Source organism: Rhizobium sp. BK313, assembly GCF_014193655.1.
GTDB lineage: Bacteria > Pseudomonadota > Alphaproteobacteria > Rhizobiales > Rhizobiaceae > Rhizobium.
On record NZ_JACHZQ010000002.1, the window covers coordinates 71,860 to 90,777 of the forward strand.

4 protein-coding genes are annotated in these 18,918 nt (G+C 61.3%); 2 read left to right on the forward strand and 2 right to left on the reverse strand.

What is annotated here, in order from left to right; translation table 11 throughout:
- Nucleotides 1-61 precede the first annotated feature (61 nt).
- Nucleotides 62-15,580 carry a VCBS domain-containing protein gene (locus FHT86_RS12785; protein WP_133707198.1) on the reverse strand — a complete coding sequence of 5,173 codons (15,519 nt, stop codon included), beginning with the start codon at nt 15,578-15,580 and terminating at the stop codon, nt 62-64.
- Nucleotides 15,581-15,821: 241 nt separating this feature from the next.
- Between FHT86_RS12785 and FHT86_RS12790 the strand changes: the two genes are divergently transcribed.
- Both FHT86_RS12790 and FHT86_RS12795 read left to right on the forward strand, forming a co-directional pair.
- A complete protein-coding gene (locus FHT86_RS12790) occupies nt 15,822-17,012 on the forward strand; it encodes a hypothetical protein (protein ID WP_133707199.1) in 1,191 nt (396 codons plus the stop codon).
- A gap of 258 nt (nt 17,013-17,270) precedes the next feature.
- Complete coding sequence (locus FHT86_RS12795) at nt 17,271-18,221, forward strand: transglutaminase-like cysteine peptidase (protein ID WP_133707200.1); 951 nt, start codon at nt 17,271-17,273, stop codon at nt 18,219-18,221.
- Nucleotides 18,222-18,283: 62 nt separating this feature from the next.
- On the opposite strand, the gene FHT86_RS12800 is transcribed toward FHT86_RS12795, so the two are convergent.
- Nucleotides 18,284-18,901, reverse strand: coding sequence for a ribbon-helix-helix domain-containing protein (locus FHT86_RS12800; protein WP_246779490.1), 618 nt, complete (start codon nt 18,899-18,901; stop codon nt 18,284-18,286).
- Between the last annotated feature and the right edge of the window lie 17 nt (nt 18,902-18,918).

The following is an 18,918-nucleotide window of genomic DNA, read 5'->3' on the forward strand; positions in this document are numbered from 1 at the left end:
CAATGAAAAGCGGCGCGTCCGAGACGCACCGCTTCGAGATTCGAGTGCCCGCTTAAAGGCGTCAGGCGCCAGCGGTTTGCGTGTGGGTCGCAAGCTGCTCGTCGTGATTGTTGAACAGCACGTGGACGGCATCGTGGCCGGTCGGCGTGTAGTTCTGCAGCGTTGCGACCACATGAGTTTCCGAGCCGGTATTGATGCTGATCTTCGTCGAATTGGTTGCGGTATCGACCGCCGCCGTCATCGACGCGACAGCACTCGCCTCGGTCATGCCCGGATGTTCGCCGACCAGCGCGGTCAGCAGGTTCGAAACATCAAGCCGATCGCCCTCTCCCTTCGGGCTGAAGTCGGTGATGACATCGGCCATGTTGAGGTTGTGCAGGGCCTGGGCATCGAGCACGAACGTATCCGCGCCAGCGCCGCCGGTCATGGTGTAGCCGCCGCCACTCGTCAGCGTGTCGCTGCCATCGGTGCCATAGAGGTGGCCGACCCCACTGAAGTCGATCTCGGCATAATCGCCATCGTGGCCGAGCGAGAAGTCGCTTGCCGAGTAGTCGCCGGTGAGACCGATGGTGGCGTTGTGGGCGCCGTCGGTAACAGTGAGGACGCCGCCAGTCTTCGCCGCGTTTTCCACATAGGAGAAGCTGGCGGTCGCGGCAGAGATATCGCCGAACCGCAGCGCATCATTGCCGTCGAGGCCGGCGATCGTGCCGGTGAAGGCCGCTGCATGGTCGACGGTGATGGTGGCCTGGGCGTCCGTGCTCAGCGTGATCGCCGCGCTGAACGAGCCGCCGATTTCGAGGCTGGCGTGACCCGACAACAGCGTCGTGCCGCTACCGTCGACATTGCCCTCGAGATTGATGTTGCCGCCGTTCGCCCACAATATGCCGTCATTGACGACGCTGCTGTGTATGTCGAGGCCGCCGGTCCCGGTCGCCTCCAGCGTGCCGGTGTTGCTCACAGCGTTGACACCAGTGTCGATGACGAGCGCATGACTGCCGTCGGCAATGATCGTGCCTTCGTTGATCAGCGTCAGGTGACCGTTGCCGAGCTGGCCTGCACCGGAGATAGTGTTGTCAACGTTGGTCAGCGTGACATCGTCGCCGCTTCCGAAGATGATATTGGACGCATCGTCGGACAGCGTCACCGTGCCGCCGCCGGTCAGCGTGAGGCCATGCTGCACGATTTCGAAGGCCGTGTCGCTGCCGGTGGAGGCGAGATGGATGCTGCCGGTGTTGTCGAGCGTGCCGCTGAACGGCATCAACGCGCCGTCGCTCAGCACCATGTCGCCGGTATTATGCGTCACCACGGTCTCATTGAAAAGGAAGTCGTCCGCCGTGAGAGCCGCGGCGCTGACGCCTGCCAAGGTGATGGTCTCGCCATCGCCGAGCGTGATGACGGCATTGCCCGACGCGTCGGTCGACAGATGGGCCTGAACGTCCGCGAAGCTTGAGAAGCCCGCGAAACCGACCAGGTCGATCTTGTCATGCGCCGTATCGAAGTTGTGCACGATGTCCGTACCGATGGTGTTCGCGAAGACCAGCATGTCGTTGCCGCTCGATGCGGTAAGCGTATCGTCACCCGACCAGGCGAAAATCGGCGCATCCTTGGCGTAGGCTTCGACGTTGTCGGACACATAGGCCGTGCCGGTCGTGCCGTCCGCATTGATCCAGGTCTCGGTGACCTGAAGAACCAATGCGCCGGTGACGCCATCGGGCGAGGTGACCGTCAGCGACGACGGATCGTTCGTCACCACGGACCAGGTGCCATTGGCGTTATGCGTGCCTTCGCTGAGCACCCAGCCGGCGGGAAGGCCAGCAACGGTCAAAGTGACCGCACCGACATGATGCGATGGATCTGTGAGCGCGAGGTTGATGGCTTCGCCGGATATACCCGCGGGCATATTCATATAGTTGACGGTTACATGTGCAGCGGAAGATGTTCCACCATCGCCATCGTTGACGGTGAAAGTAACGGTCCTGTTACCTGCGGTACTCGATGTCGAACTGAATTGAATATCCTTTAGCAAGGCCGTGACCGCGGCTTGTGTAGCGTTCGTTGAGGTGAATGTAACCGTCAACGTTGCACCATTGATCGAGTACGTACCGATTGTCTTGTTGCCGTAGGTAACGTTCCCGCTGTTCGTACCGGTAATACCGATTTGACCAGTCGACGTTCCTTGGTTCTTGATGCTCACCTTGTCTGAGGAACCGGACGACGTAACGACGAGGCTTCCGCCGTTGAAATTAGACGAGTCGGTGTCTGTGACAATGGCGCTCGGCGCCAAAATAACGGCACTACTCGACTTTGTGTAACTGACCGATGTGTCAACGCCGCTCGTCGAGCTGCCGTTTAGGTCCAATACCGGCGCCTCGTTCGCGCCAGTGATCGTCACAATAATATCCTGTGAGGCTGTCCCGTCTGCTGACGTTACAATTAGCTTGTCCGTAATTGTCTGCCCCCCGGTCAATGCCTGCACATTTGCGGCGGAGTTGTTGAGCGTATAGCCCCACGCACCGCTTGTCCCGTCGAAGGTGAATGTACCATACGTGCCGGCCAGCGATGACGGCGTCTGGAAATGGTTCTCGCCGTGGTCGACGTCGGCAACCGTCAGCACACCGTTCGCCGTCAACTGGCCGTCCTCGGTGACCGAACCGGTCGCCGAGCCCGAGATCGAGGCTGTGTCGTTGACGCCATTGACTGTCACGGTAACGTCCTTCGTCACCGTTCCCCCATGACCGTCGCTGAGCGTCAGCGTGTAGGTCTGGTTGATATGGTCCGTGGCGCTGAGCGACTGGATGGCGCTGTCGTTGACGCTGTATGTCCAGTTCACTTTATTGGTGGTGGTGTCGACGCTGGCGGCGAACGTGCCGTAATAGCTGCTACCCGCCGGGGTCGTGTAGGTCACCGTATGAGTATACCCGGCATGGGCATCCGTGAACGCGATCGCTCCCGAGGCCGTTTCAACACCCGGCGTTCCTGTGCCTACCGCTTTTACGGACACGTCATCAACGTAGAACGCCCCAAACGGTTGGTCCGGCGACCAGAACTTGATCACGGTACTCGAAGCCGTGGCAACAAACGTAACAGTATATTGCACGTAAGGACCGAGACCAGAGCTATATGTGTAACTAATAGCCTGCGTCTGCGACCCTATCGTAACATCAAAAATTGCAGGCACATATGAATGCGTTGTATAGTTGTACGTATTCGAGTCTGTTGCGAGATCAGAGAGATAGAACGTGAGCTGATACGCCTGCCCAGCCACCGTCGATACTGACTGGGACAGCGTGTTGGTCCCGTTGTCGGTATTGTCGTTGAGTATCGCGGAGTAGCTACCGGTTCTACCGGCACCATACGTGCCCCCGACATTCCCCGTAGTTGACCAGCCAGTCGCATGATAGTAAGCGCCGCTGCCCGCGGTTTCCGTCTCGAAACCGCCATTCGTTATCAGTTCGGAACCCGTGGTGTTGTAGGACGCATCCTCCGTCACCGCTCCCGTCGTCGTTCCAGTGCCAAAAGCCAGCGCGCTATCCACACCAGTGATGGTGACCGTGATGTTATGCGGCGTTCCGTCAGCCGAGGTGACGGTCAATGTGTCGGTCAGCTTTGCACCGCCGGTCAGCGCTTGAACCGCCGCGTCATTGTTGTTCAGCGCGTAGGTCCACGCTCCCGTGGCTGAGCCATCATTGGTAAAGGTAAACGTCCCGTGTGCGCCGGCGATTGAGTTTGAGGAGACGGTCGTGAAGGAGCTTTGGTTCGCGTCCACGTCGGAGACGTTGATCTTGCCGCTGATAGCGGCAGTACTGCCCTCCAGAATGTTTCCGGTATCGCCAGTAAAGGTCGGCGCGTCGTTCGCACCGTTGATCGTGATGTCGATCTGCTGCTGCGTGCCGTCCGTCGTGCTTACTGTGATCAGGTCGTGCAGCGTCGTGTTGCTGCCCGTGCTGTTGAGTGCCTGCACGGACGCGTTGCTGTTGTCGAGCATATAGTTCCACTGCCCGTCAGCACCGATCGTGAAGTGACCGTAGCTCGTCGCCACGTTGCTTTGTGCTGTAAACGAATGATCGCTGTCGACATCCGTCGCCGAAAGTGTGCCATTCGCCGTCGGTACTCCAACCATCCCGTTGCTGACACCGCCGGCTTCCGTGACGCTCTTGGCAACGTCACCGCTGATCACCGCCGCATCGTTCGCACCGTTGATCGTGATGTCGATCTGCTGCTGCGTGCCGTCCGCCGTCGTCACCATGATCAGGTCGTGCAGCGTCGTGTTGCTGCCGGTGCTGTTGAGTGCTTGCACCGACGCATTGCTGTTGTCCAGCGTGTAGTTCCACTGACCATCAGCGCCGATCGTGAAGTGACCGTAGCTCGTCGCCACATTGCTTTGCGCTGTAAACGAAGGGTCGTTGTCGACGTCCGTCGCCGAAAGTGTGCCGTTCGCCGTCGGTACTCCAGCCGTCCCGTTGCTGACACCGCCGGCTTCCGTGACGCTTTTGGCTATGTCCCCACTGATCACCGCTGGATCGTTCGTGCCGTTGATCGTCACGACGATATCATGTGTCGTTCCATCAACCGAGGAAACCGTGAACGTGTCGGTTTTGCTCTGGTTTGCACCCAGGCTCTGCACAGCCGACAGGTTGTCATCGACCTTATAGCTCCAGTTGCCGTCCGCATCGATCGTCAGCGCACCCAGATGCGTGCCGTCAGGGGCTATGGTCGCCGCCTGGAATTTGCCTTCACCCCGATCCGCATCGTTGATCGCCAATGTGCCGCTTGCCTGCAGATAACCGTCGGCGGAAACGTTCAGGTCTTCCGTGACGGCGGCGCTATCGGCACCGCCGATCTCCGCCGGGTGATTGACGTGGTCCACAGCGACGGTGAAGGCGCCTGTGCCCAATGTCACCGAGTCACCATCGGAATCCGTGGCCTTCACGTATTGCGAGAAGTCGAGCGTCTGATCCTTGGCACCATCGATCGTCTGGTCAAGCACGAACGTCGCATGGCCGTTGCTGTCGACGGTCAAGGTGAAGACCGTGACGCCTCCCGCCGAGCCGGTGATCACATGACCATCCGTGCTGGCAAGCGTGATGGCCGCACCGTTATACGTCAACGCGGTACCACCTGTCAGAGTGCTGGAAGAGGTCCCGGCTGCGACGGCGTTCGCCGACCAGCTCAACGGACTGTCAGCGCCGGAGTTAACGAGCGAGGTCAGTTCCGCCGTCGCCGTTGCGGAGTGCTCGGCGGCCGTGACCACACCATCGTCGGAGACGGTTGCGGAAATCCCGGTACCGGTCAGCGTCGGCGCGTCGTCGGCGATATTGAACGTCAGGGTCTCCTGCGCCGTTTTGCCGTTCATGTCCGTCACCGTATAGGTGAACTGATCCGTGTCTCCCGATGGGTTCGAGCCCGCATGGGTCAACGTGTAGGTATATGCGCCGTTCGCATCGATTACGAGATCACCGTAGGAACCGTGGATCGTAGTCGTCTGGCTGTCTGGGGCCGTTTGATCGACACTTACCGTCGTGCCGTCGGCACCCACAACGCTGGTGATGTGCGGATTATCCAGGGTGCCCAGGGCAATGCTGCCCGTGGCTGTCAGTTCAGAAGGCTGCGGGTTGGAGCCGCCCGAAAGATTGGCTTCCGACAGCGGTGTCGGATCGACCGTCGGAGCAAAGACCGTCGGGGCGATGACAGCAGACGTCGTCTGCGTTGCGACGTCGCTGAAGCCCTGGCCATCCGTATAGCTCACCGTCAAGATCAACGAATGCCCGACATCGGCGCTCGTCACCGTGTAGGACGATCCGGTTCCGATAACCGTATGGGACTGATCGTCCGCCCAGCTCCACGCATAGGTCAGACCGGACTGCCCATGATCCGGATCGTCTGTCGCGATCGCCGCGTTCAGCGTGTCGCCTGCAACGAGCGCTTTGCCCGTATGCGTCGTCTGATCGGCAATCGAGACCTTCGCCGCACCGTCGTCAGCGGCGGTCACGGTGACTGTCATCGTATGAGCGGCCGACGTGTCGACGCCGCCGTTGGCCGTGCCGCCATTATCCTGCACCGTAAAGCCGAAGTTCGCGGTTTCGGTCGCGCCGGCAAACCCCGACGAAGGCGTGAAATGAAGCGTTGAAAGAGCGCTCGCGGCGATGTGCTGACCAACCGTGACTGCTGTCCCGCCGAGATAAAGCGTCCCGTCCGTCGGAAGGCTGGTGATGGTGACGGATTTCAGCGTATTGACGTCGATGCTATCGCTGAAGGCGAAATCCTTCGACGAGAAATAATAGGCCGCATGTTCTCCGGTGGAGACGCTTCCGTCCGCCGTGGTCGGCGCGTGGTTGACGCCGTCGACCCTGATGGTGAAGGTGCCGCTGGTCTGGCTGCCGTCGCCGTCGGTGACCGTGTAACCGATCGAGAGTGTCGAGGAGTGGCCGAGCGCCACGGCATCGAGTGCGCTGCCCGGCGTAACGATCACGTGACCGGCATCGATCGTGACCATGGAGGTGCTCAGCGTCGACCCGGCGAGATCTCCGCTGGCGCTGACGCTGTCGACATGGATCGCGCCGCTCTGCGCCGCTCCGTCGGCGCCAAAAGCGATGGTTCCGGAAGCCAGCGTGAAGGTCGCGCTGCTGTCGTTCTCATGCATCGATCCAAGCCAAGCGGTGTGCGCAACCGGCTTGTCGTCAGTGATGTTGAAGGTCAGAGTTGCAGTCTGGCTTTCACCGTCGATCGGCGCGTCGCTGACCGTGACGGAGAAGGCGTCATGCTTGCCCGCCCCGCTCGTGGCGCCGGTCAGCGTATAGGTATAGTTGATGGCCGTCGTGGTGACGCTGAGGATGTGCAGCGTTCCGTAGGCACCCTGAATGGTGGCATTGGTATCGCCATCGGCGATTGTGGCGCCGACATTGAATGTATGGCCGCCGATCGTCACGGTCGATGGCGCATCGCCTGCAGTGATTGCGATACTACCCGAATGGACATTGGCGACGCCAGCCGCTCCGGTACCACCGGGCAAGCCGCTTTCGCTGACGCTCGATATCAGCCCGGCCGAATTGATTGTCGGAAGGCTGTCCGTGGCCGACTGACCGACGATGGTAACGGAGCCGCTGCCCAGGGTAACAGCATCGCCGTCGAAATCCGTCGCCGTCACATATTTCGAGAAGTCGAGCGGCAGCGTTTTGCCGCCGTCGATCGCATGGTAAAGGTCGAATGTGGCGTGACCGCTCGTGGAGTCGACTGTCAACGTGAAGACCGTGACGCCTCCTGCCGAGCCGGTGATCGTGTGTCCATCCGTGCTGGCGAGCGTGATGGCCGTGCCGTTGTAGGTCAGCCCGGTACCGCCCGTCAGGTTACCGGAAGACGTTCCAGCGGCAACCGTGTTCACCGACCAGGTCAACGGGCTGTCGGCGCTGGCGTGGACGAGCGAGGTCAGATCTACCGTTGTCTCGGCAGGATTATGGGTGGGCGTCGTCGTCGTGTCGGTGACATGGATGTTGTCGACCGTGACTGTCAGCGAGTTGTCATGCGGATCGATCTCGAGCGACGTCAGTTGTTTGCCTTCGAGCGCCGTGCCGGCGGCCGAGAAGGTCGTACCGGTAGTTGTCACCGAATACGTATGGCCTTGAGCATCGGTGCCGATGATCGTGACGGTCTTGGACGACGCACCTTTGTGGTCAAAGACGCCTATATCCATCTGGGTGAGGACAAAGGTCGTCCCCGTGTTGGACACGAGCACGATATCCCCCCCCTTGGACGACGAGCCCACATGGCCGTCGCTGACGCTGCCCTCGCTGACACTCAATTTGGCTGCCGCAGGGTTCACCGTGTCGAAATCGACCGTGTAAGATGCCGTCGTCACTACGGGAGCATTGATCGCCGTTTCCGAGACGGTCGCGGAAACCGAGGCATGATCAACCAGCGTCGGCACATCGTCGATCACATCGACCGTAAAGCTCTGCGTGCCGTTCGTGGTGTCGCCGTCGCCATCATGGCCAGCAACCTGGAAGGTCAGCTTGATATCCGAGAGGTTGGTTTGACCGTTGACGTCATCGAGCGACTTGTAAAGCGTGAAGTTGTAGGCGCCGTTGGCGTGGCCGCTGTCCTGGGACAGGGCAACTTTGAAGACCCAGCTCGACTGGTCGGCGGCATTGCTGCCGGTGTAGGCAATGAGCGTCATGCCGTCACCGCTGAGCGAGTAGGACAGCGCATGGCCGCCAGAGCTGAGCTTGGTCGCATCAAGCGTCTGATTATTGCCGTAGCTTGCAGTGAAATAGCTGCCGTTCGAACGCGCTACGAAGGTGACAGCATGGGCGGCCGGGCCGTCAGCGCCGAAGGCGAGATTGAGCGCAACCGCGCCAGTGCTGATGCCCGAGGGCGACAGCGCACCCGAATTCGTCAGAAGGTCATGCTCTGCAAGTGTCTTCGTCGATACGGCACCGCCGATCGACGGGCCGTCATCATCGAAACGAATGCTGCTGCCGATGGAAACGGACTGGGCGACAGTGTCGCCGTCGCTATCGGTCGCGCTCAGCACCGCCGAGAGCTTGCCGGTGAGATCGACCGTATCGCCGTCCGACTTCGACGTGTTCGGGTTGGCGAGCGACATGTACTGGGCGATGCTGACCTTGCCGCTGTTGTCGAGGCGGATCGCAAAGGCGATCTCGCCGTCGGCGATCTTGCCAACGACGGTACCGTCGGCGAGCTGCGAGAGCGTGATCGCCTGACCAGCAGTCGTCTTCAAGCCGGAGTCGGCATTGTCGATATGAAGCGTCAGACTGCTCGTCGTACCCGACGCATCGTCGGCGCCCATCGAGACCGACGGCGAGACGACGTTGTGCTGAGCGTAGACCGTCGACATATGGGGATCGTTGCCGCCAGTGATGCCGGCAAACAGGCTCTTGACCGCATTGCTGGCGCTGACGTCGTTGTCGCCGCTGCCGCTCTCGTCGATCGTGATCGAGCCAGTGAGGGCCAGATCGACCTTCGGCGTGTCATCGACGATCGTGACTTTCAAAGCGCCGGTCAGCATCACGCTGTCGCCGTCGCCGTCAGTCGCCTGGATGACTGAGCCGAAGTCGATGGCCGAGATCGAGCCATTGCCCGAGCGCAGATCGTTGCCAGGACCGGCGACATTGTCGAGCTGATCGTACTGCTGAAAGGTGAAATTGCCGTCGCCGGACAGCGACAATGACAGGACCGGGCGGTCGAGAAGCGGATTGTAGCCGCTGTGGTGGTCATTATCGACATAGCCGATGATCATGTTGTTGACGACGGCATAGGAGAGCGCTGCGCCACCCGAACTCAGATGCAGAGCGGTAAGGGTCGACGCCGCATTGGCGGTGAAGCTGAAGCCGCCGCCGAGCGCTGCGCCATCGGCGCCGAAGGAGACGGTGGACGCAACGGAGCCGGATATCGTGGCCGCAAAGCCGAAACCGAACAGTGCCGGCTGCGAGGACGATCCGTCATGCGTGCCGTCGAGCGGGCCGTTGCCATGCGACAGGAGATTGTAAATGTCGCCTTCGTCGGCCCTGACCGCAACGGTCGTGCCGGAGGCAACCGGGACGTCGTCGATGATGGCGATCGCCAGCGAGCCGTTCGCTGTATCCCCGTCGCCATCCGTGACAGTGAAGCCGAAATTCAGCGTCAGGCTGTCTTCGGTCGTCGACGACGTCGAATGAACAAGCGGTGCATCCGCGGTGAAGCTGTAGGAACCGTCCGAATTGATCGTTAGAACCGCAACGGTGGCATGGCTGGAGGCGCCGGTTGCCGTCCAGGTCGTCACACCGTTTGCCGCAGACGACGTCCAGGACACCGCTTCCTGATGGCCGATGCCGTGGCTGTCGAGGTAGATCGCCTTCAGCGTCGGCAGGCTGTCCATCGACACGCCCTTGACGCCATCGGCACCGGCGGAGAACAGAGCCCCTGCGTCGCCATTGATCGTCTTCGCGTCGGCGGCGCCATCCAGGTTGCCATGTGCCTGCACGTCGTCGTTGAGCGGCGTGGAGATGGCATCGACCTTATAGGCGATTGGTGCATCGTCCTTGACGGTGACCGTCAGCGAGCCACTGGCCGTATCGCTGTCACCATCGGTGACGGTGAAGTTGAAGGTCAGATCCTGCGTGTTTTCCGCGGTCGGGCTTACCGCATGGGCGACCGGCGCACTGAGCGTGAAGCTGTAGGAACCATCCGTGCCGATCATCAACGTGGCGACCGTCTGGCCGCTGTCCTTGCCCGTCGCGATCCAGATCGTCTCGCCGCCTGCGGCCGTCGTCGGGCTGCCCCAGACGACCGACTCGACATGGGCAAAGCCGTCCTTGCCGGTATAGATGGCGCTGAAATCCGTCGTCGCTCGGAGCGTCACCTGATGGACGCCATCAGCGCCGCCCGAAAAGAGCGTGCCGCTCGCGCCACTGACCGTGTCGGTATCGGTTACGCCGATCGTGCCGGGATTTCCGCCCTTCAGCGCGTCGTCGTTCAGCGACACGCTGGTCACGGTGACGGTGTTTGCCAGCGGCACGTCATCGGTAACGTGCAAGGTCAGCGACCCCGTCGACGTATCGTTGTCGCCATCAGTCACCGTGAAGGTGAACGTCAGCGACAAGCTTTCTTCCGTCGCGCCGGAGGTCGGGTGGACGAGCGGCGCACTGGTACTGAACGTGTAGGAGCCATCGGCATTGATGGTCAGCGTGGCGACGGTCTCGTGATTGGCGCTGGAAGCAACCCAGGTCGTCGCACCGCCGGAAATCGTCGGCTTGCCCCAGGCAACGTCTTCTTGCTGTGCGAAGCCGTTGGCGTCGACATAGATCGTCTTCAAAGCCGGAAGGCTGGACTGATCGATCGAGACGCTTGCATAACCGTCGGCGCCAGCGCTGAATAGGGCACCGGCAGTGCCCGAGACGCTATGCGCGTTGGCGTCGTTGGCATCCAGGTTTCCGCCGATCTGCGCATCGTCGTTGAGCGGCGAGGCAGTATTGTCAATCGTGTGAGCGACCGGCACGTCGTCCCTGACGCCCACCGTCAGCGCGCCCGTTGTCTCGTCGCCGTCGCCATCGGTGACGGTGAAATTGAACGTGAGGGACAGAGCCTCTTCAGCCGCTTGCGCGGTCGGATGCGCAAGCGGCGCACCGGTCGAAAACGTGTAGGAGCCATCGGCATTGATGGTCAATGTTGCGACGGTCTCTTGATGCGCGCTGCTCGCCACCCAGGTCGTGCTGCCGTCGGCGACCTGCGCCTTGCTCCAGGTCACGGCTTCCTGATGCGCAACGCCATTTGCATCGGTGTAGATCGTGGTCAGCTTCGGCAGATCCGAATGAGCAATCGTGACACTCTTGAACCCATCTGCACCCATGTTGAACAGGGTGCCCGATGCGCCGCTGACGCTGTTGTATTCGTCGGTCTTGTCGGAATTGCCGCCCGGCAACATATCATCGTTAAGGAGGTGATCAGCCGCGACATTGCTGGCGACCGGAAGATTGTCGACGACGTTGAGCGCCAGCGAGCCCGTCGCCTTGTCACCGTCACCATCGGTGACTTCGAAGGCGATCTTGAAATTCTCGTTGTCGGAGCCCTTGGCGTCAGCGAAGGCGCCAGACTGGACATAGGTGTAGCTCCCGTCAGCATGGACGGTCAGCGTGAAGATGACGTGGCCGGAATCCCTGCCGGTCGCCGTGTAGATCGTGTTGCCGGAATCGTCCCTCGAGGTGCTGTAGGACAGGCCTTCCTTGTGGGCGACGCCGTTTTCATCAATGTTGATGGCTTTGAGACCGGTTGGATTGGTGAAGGTCAGTCGCGCGAAGCCGTCTGCTCCGGTTTTAAACAGGCTGCCGGATGCGCCGCTGACGCTGTCGGTGTCAGTTTTGGCGCCATCTGACGGCGTCGAGCCCCCGATCGGCTCTTCGAGAAGCAACCGGACGGAAGGAGGATTCGTCCCCGAGGAGGTCGACGCGGTGTCGTGGAGGCTGCCGGAGTCGACTGTCACATTATTGGCGAGCGGAAGACTGTCGGCGACGTTGAGCGTCAGCGAGCCCGTCGCCTTGTCGCCGTCACCATCGGTGACTTCGAAGGCGATCTTGAAATTCTCGTTGTCGGAGCCTTTGGCATCGGCGAAAGCGCCGGACTGCGCATAGGTATAGCTGCCATCGGTGCCGACCGTCAGGGTGAAGAGAACCTGGCCCGACTCCTTGCCGGTTGCGGTGTAGATGGTGTTGCCGAGATTATCCGTCGTGGTGCTATAGGACAGACCTTCCTTGTGAGCGACGCCATTGGCATCGATGTAGATGCCCTTAATTCCGTTCGGATCCGTGAAGGTGACCTGCTGGAAGCCGTCAGCGCCGGCAGTAAACAGGCTACCCGATCCGCCGCTGACGGAGTCGGCGGCGCCTTCGGATGGCTTCGGCTCTTCGCTCAGCTCGACGAGTGAGCTGAGCGGCATCTGCTCAACCGGCGTCGTGTCGTAAAGGCTGCCTGTGCCGACCGTGACGCTGCTGGTGACAGGCTTGTCGTCGGCGACGGTGACAGTGAAGCTGTTCGTTGCGGTGTCACCGTCAGAGTCGGTTGCCGTATAGCCGAAGGTCAGCTTGACGGCATCAGAACCCTTGGCGTCATCGAGCGACTGGACCAGCGTGAAGTTATAGTGGCCGTTGTCGGTGTCCGAGACCGTCGCGTAGAAGACGACGTTGGATGCGGAAGTTGCCGTCGGAGCGGCCTCGCCGGTATAGCCGACCAGCGTGCCGTCGGCCAGCAGTGCCGTATGAACGGCCAGACCGTGCGAGCTCAGCGCCTCGCCATCCTGGCCCTGTGTCGCGACGGTGGCATCGGTGAAGGCGACAGACCGGTCGCCAGCCCCACCCTTGTCGGTGTTGGCGTTATCAGCACCCCAGGAGATGTTGAGCGAGCCGGTGGTGTTGGCATCGGTCTCGACATGCGGGTTCTCGTTGCCGCTCGCCAGCGCGCCTTCGGTGACGGAACCGGCGTCGCCGGTCGAGGCAACAGGCTTGTCGTCGGCGACGGTGACGGTGAAGCTGTTCGTGGCCGTATCGCCGTCGGAATCGGTGGCCGTATAGCCGAAGGTCAGCGTGATGGCGTCCGAGCCCTTGGCGTCATCGAGCGACTGCACGAGAGTGAAGTTATAATGACCGTTATCGGTATCCGAAACCGTCGCGTAGAAGACGATGTTCGAGCCAACCCCGCCCTTGCCATCCACGACCGTCGTCGGGGCGACGTCACCGGTGTAGCCGACCAGCGTGCCGTCGGCCAGCAGCGCCGTATGAACTGCAAGACCATGCGAGCTCAGTGCCTCGCCGTCCTGACCCTCCGTCGTGACCGTAGAATTGGTAAAAGCAACCGAACGATCACCGGCGCCGCCCTGATCGGTGTTGGCGTTATCGGCGCCCCACGAGATATTAAGCGAGCCAGTAGCTGTCGCGTCGCTCTCGACATGCGGGTTCTCGTTGCCGGCCGGCAGAGCGCCTTCGGTGACGGAACCGGCGTCGCCAGTCGCGGCGACAGGCTTGTCGTCGGCGACGGTGACGGTGAAGCTGTTCGTGGCCGTATCGCCGTCGGAATCGGTGGCCGTATAGCCGAAGGTCAGCGTGATGGCGTCCGAGCCCTTGGCGTCATCGAGCGACTGAACCAGCGTGAAGTTATAGTGGCCGTTGTCGGTATCCGAGACCGTCGCGTAGAAGACGACGTTGGATGCGGAAGTTGCCGTCGGAGCGGCCTCGCCGGTATAGCCGACCAGCGTGCCGTCGGCCAAAATCGCCGTATGAACGGCCAGACCATGCGAGCTCAGCGCCTCGCCATCCTGGCCCTGTGTCGCGACGGTGGCATCGGTGAAGTCGACAGACCGGTCGCCAGCCCCACCCTTGTCGGTGTTGGCGTTATCAGCACCCCAGGAGATGTTGAGCGAGCCGGTGGTGTTGGCATCGGTCTCGACATGCGGGTTCTCGTTGCCGCTCGCCAGCGCGCCTTCGGTGACGGAACCGGCGTCGCCGGTCGAGGCAACAGGCTTGTCGTCCGCGACGGTGACGGTGAAGCTGTTCGTGGCCGTATCGCCGTCGGAATCGGTGGCCGTGTAGCCGAAGGTCAGCGTGATGGCGTCCGAGCCCTTGGCGTCATCGAGCGACTGAACCAGCGTGAAGTTATAATGGCCGTTGTCGGTGTCCGATACCGTCGCGTAGAAGACGACGTTGGATGCGGAAGTTGCCGTCGGAGCGGCCTCGCCGGTATAGCCAACCAGCGTACCGTCGGCCAAAATCGCCGTATGAACGGCCAGACCATGCGAGCTCAGCGCGCCGTTGTCCTCACCCGTCGCCGAAACTGTGGCATTGGTGAAGGCGACCAAGCGATCGCCGAGGCCGCCCTTGCCGGTGTTACCGCCGTCAGCGCCCCAGGAGATGTTAAGTGAACCAGTGGCGGTCGCGTCGCCGGTCACATGGGTCAGGGCTGCGTTGCCGGCAGACAGAGCTGCTTCGGTGACCGAACCCGCCGTGCCAACGGCCGCAACCGGCACGCTGTCCGTGATATCGACGGTCGCGACAGCCGAAACCGTATGGCCGCTCGTGTCGGACACCGTGTACCGGAATTGCAGTTCAAGCACATCGCTGGCCGAATTGGCGCCGCGGGGATGGTCGAGAGCAGCGAGCTGGGTGAAGGTGTACGCGCCGGTCGAGGCGTTGAATACCAGCGTGAAGACCGTGACGCCATTAGCGACGCCGGTGACGGTCTGGCCGTTCTGGGTGACGACAACGGGAACGCCGCCGGAAGTCAGCCCTGATAGCTGCTGACTGCCGCTAGCGGTAGTTTCTGCCTCGCCGACCAGCGTGACGGTGGTGATCGCGGCGTTATGGCCGCCAAAGCCGAAGCGGCCGGTGCTGCTTGTCGTGAGGAAGGCGCCAGTGCTGCTGCCGCGTTCGATCAGCGAGGCTGTTTCGGTCGCCTGCTGAAGGATAAAGGGAACGCGAGTCTGGGTGCCAGACAGATTGCCGCCGTTACCGTTGCCGAGTATGTCGCCAGGACCGAGGAGACCAATCAGATTAAGCGGCGTGCGAGCATTCCCAGGCTGGTTGTCCGTGAACTGGTGCCCGGAATCCGTGCTATTGCCGGCGTGAACCGAACCGTCGGGACCTTCAGCGACGTTGATGCCCTGCTGCTGTAGCGCAGCGACGACGGCCTGCTGCGGCAGCGTGACTTCGCCGATCAGGAAGGTTGGGACGTGCAGCGCACCGTTGATGATGACGATGCGCGTGCCGTCGGCCTGGATGAGAACAAGGTTGCGCCCCTCGACGTGGATGTCGTCTATCGAGGTGTTCGCCGGCAGATGGACGACGTTGCCATTGTCCGGCACGATTTGGATCGGCTGCCGGGTGTCGGCGTTTTGCGGCTCGTTGGCGGCAACGCGCGCAGTCTTGCCGTTCGCCTGCTGCTCGGCGGCCTGTGCCAGCTCGAACGCGGCAACATCAGCATTCTGCGACAACGGCAGCGACCGAGATGTGTTGATATCGGCTGCAAGACCCTCGTTCCGGTCGCCCGACGCGAAATCGTTCGAAACCGCTTCGTGGTCTACCGTCGAAATGCGCGAATCTTCCATAAGTCTAACTCCCGGTGTCTCGTAATGTGGCGCCAATCAATTACGAGAGCGGGGTGATTGCAATACTTCGTTAACCTCACCGATATAACCGGTTATGCACGACCGCAGATATATTTACCCATGGTTAACTCAACAACCCAACAACTCCTTAAGTATACCGCTTGACTTTGCGCCAGCCGCTGTGTGCAAATGCGCCACCATAGGCTGTCGCAGCCTGCGTTGGAGAATTGGGGAGTGAGTTTTGCCGTTTGCGATCAGCCTTTCGTTGAGCCGTTTGACCAATTGGCTGCCGCGACCACCACGTGGTGCCGTTCTTATCCTCTGCGCCGGCCTCGCCGGCTGTCAGATGGATGGTGCCGGCCTAGGCGGTAACAGCAAGAACGACGACATAAAAATGCCGTCCACCGCCATCGAAGAAACCTATGGTGGCGACAGCGGCAACGAAATCACCCTGCTGCTGCGCAAGGGCGCGGCAGGCCTCTACGAAGGTCCGGCCCGCGACGTGCGCGACGGGGCGGTGCTTGGCGTCGGCGAACTCGGCAACAATCAGATTCGGCTGCGCGTAAAGGATGTAGGCCTTGCCGGAGCCGCGGCGCAGGTCGCGGCAGCCAAAGGCCGAAATGCCGCGCTGATCGTCAGCTATCTGCCGCCGGCCGAGACCGCAGCCATCGCCGCCATTCCCCCCGCCCAACGCCCGCCATTGCTGAACCTTGCGAGTGCTATGGCCTCGACCGGCGGCGATGTCTTCAATCTCGCCTCGGACGAAATCGACAGCGCGACCGAGGGCGTCAAGGCGGCCGGCCCCGGAGGTCATAAGAAGGTGTCGGCGCTGGTGCCTGCGGATTTTTCTCAATCCGACAGCACGAGGTTGGGCAACGCCATCTGGAACAGTGGCAACACTTTCATGGGCCTCGGCCGCTACAATACAAGCGATCAGGCCGCGGATGTCCTTACCAAGAACCGGCCGCTTATCCAGTCGGCCGAGATCGTGGTCATTCTCGGCGGCACGTCGGAAATCGGAATGGTGGCGAGTGCCGTGCGCAGCGCCGCCATTCCCGGCCAGGCGCTGGTGGGGACCAACAGATGGCCGCAATCGGCTTATGCTTTCCCGGCTGTGACGGGCGCATTTGTCGCGACGGACGATACGCAAAGCAGCGGGCTCATTGCCGAACGCTACCAGCGCCACTTCAACCACCCGCTGACCACCTACGGCGCCTATGGCTACGACGCGATGGCGATCGCCTCCGGCCTCATCCGCTCCCAGGGGCCGCAAGCCATCACCGCCGCTAACCTGCTGAACAAGGTCGGCTTTCGCGGCACGACCGGGCTCTTCCGCTTCAATGCCGCCGGCATGGTGGAGCGCAAAATGATGATCAATACGATCGACGGCGGCAAGCTGAAGGTCGCAGCGCAGCCCTCACAGTCGTTCTGAAGCAGATCGAGCGCATCGAGCCGAAGGCGCGTTAGCGCGCGCTGTCGCCGCTGCTGTTGCACTGAGTCATCGGTTCCCGCGCCACGCCGGTTCATTTTGATGCGCACGGCGACATCATCCTTAATGCTTTCCCACCAAACCCGGTGGAATTTTATACTTATTTGATCGCTTAATTTATACTTAGATTATCTACGCTTCCGAACGCCGTATTCAGAGATGTCGCGCATTATTCCCTCAACCAGGGAGAATAATGCGCCAATGCAACACAAGAACAATAAGGTTATACTTGCAGTATTTGCTGCGGCTTCCCTTGCCATTGGTCTTTCGACCTCGACCACTTGTCTAGCGGCGAGTGGCGATACCGTCCGCCCGGTAATCAACCTGCTTGCAGATCCGCGACTGGATACCGTCCTCGATTTTTTTTCGCCGGCCATCGCAAACACGGCGAAGGCGATTGGGGGCGTCGACCTTGCCGCGCTGAGCCAGAGCCTCGCCATCGAGCCGGCAGGCCTTCCGAATAACAACACAGCCGCGCTCCAGCCGGTACATTCCACACAGGCGACCAACACCCCGGCGGGCGACTCGGTGTTCGGAACCGTTGCCATTCCCTTCAAGCATCTTGCGGCGCTCGACAAACTCGCAGGCCCGCTCGCCGAGATTCGGTCCGGCAAAGCACTCGATTGCGGCGCGGGCGGATGCGACGCGGCCGCAGCCGCCGTTGCGACTGCCGAGGCAAAGACTGCCGGCGCCTCGATCCGCGACAAGGTCAACACAATTAATTTCACGGTCAACCATGCCATCCGTTATGCCAGCGACATGGATACCTATCATGTGACGGACTACTGGGCGAAGCCGAGCGAGGTCTTGTCGCACCAGCAGGGTGACTGCGAAGACTATGCCATATTAAAGATGGCCGCCCTCTACAAGGCAGGCGTCGATCTCGACCAAATGGCGCTCGTCATCCTCTACGATCAGCAGCGGCATTTCTACCACGCCGTCCTGTCGGTCTCTGTCAACGGCAACTACCTCATCCTCGACAACATGCGCGATGAGGTCTTGTCCGACAAGCGCATTGCAGAATATCTGCCACTCTATTCGATCGTCGCCGGCCGCGGCTATCTGCACGGCTTCCGCGATCCTCACGCGCAGGCGGTTGTCGCCGCAATGCCGCTGGCTAAGGTGGCCCCCGGCGAAGGCGAGATCCACTGATCGGACTCGCCTTTTTCGACTTTCGGGGACGAACGTCGCACACAGCGATAGCGACGACATTCTCAATAGACGGAAATATAGCCGATCAGCATCGGCGCCTCATGCGTCGGCGCCAGCGCCAAGTTGATCTGGCCCGTCAGCGATTGCGAACCGAGGCCGATCTTGAAGCCAGTGTTCAGCGTCTTGCCACGATTGGCCGATAGGACGGAGAGCACTTCCTCGACCTGGGTGTCGATAGAAAAGCGCAGAGTGCGCGCCGTCTGCTGGACATCATCAATCAGCGGCAGGCGATGGCGCAGCATCTTCAGGAAGGCATCGTTGAAGAGCTTGATCCCGCGCTCCTGCGTCAACACCACCGCCGGCGTCGGCGATGCCTGAAGGACTGCGTTGAGATTGGTCAGCGACGCCACATCCTCGATGGCGTCCAGACGGCTCAGCGCCCATTTGAAGCTCAACACGCGCAACAGCGAGGCGAGGTTGCCGGTTTCCGGCATGTCGGCCGCGGTGTGGTAGACGAGGTCGCCGATGCTGATGCCGCCAGCTTCGGACATCCGTCCGAGGCTGTCCCAATAGATCCGCTCTAGGCGAATGCCGCGACGCTCGCCGCCGCCAGTCACGGCGCGGAAACGCGGCTCCAGTTCGTCACCATCGACAGACGGCAAGGCTTCGCTGCGGACCATCGTCGTGACTTCCTCCT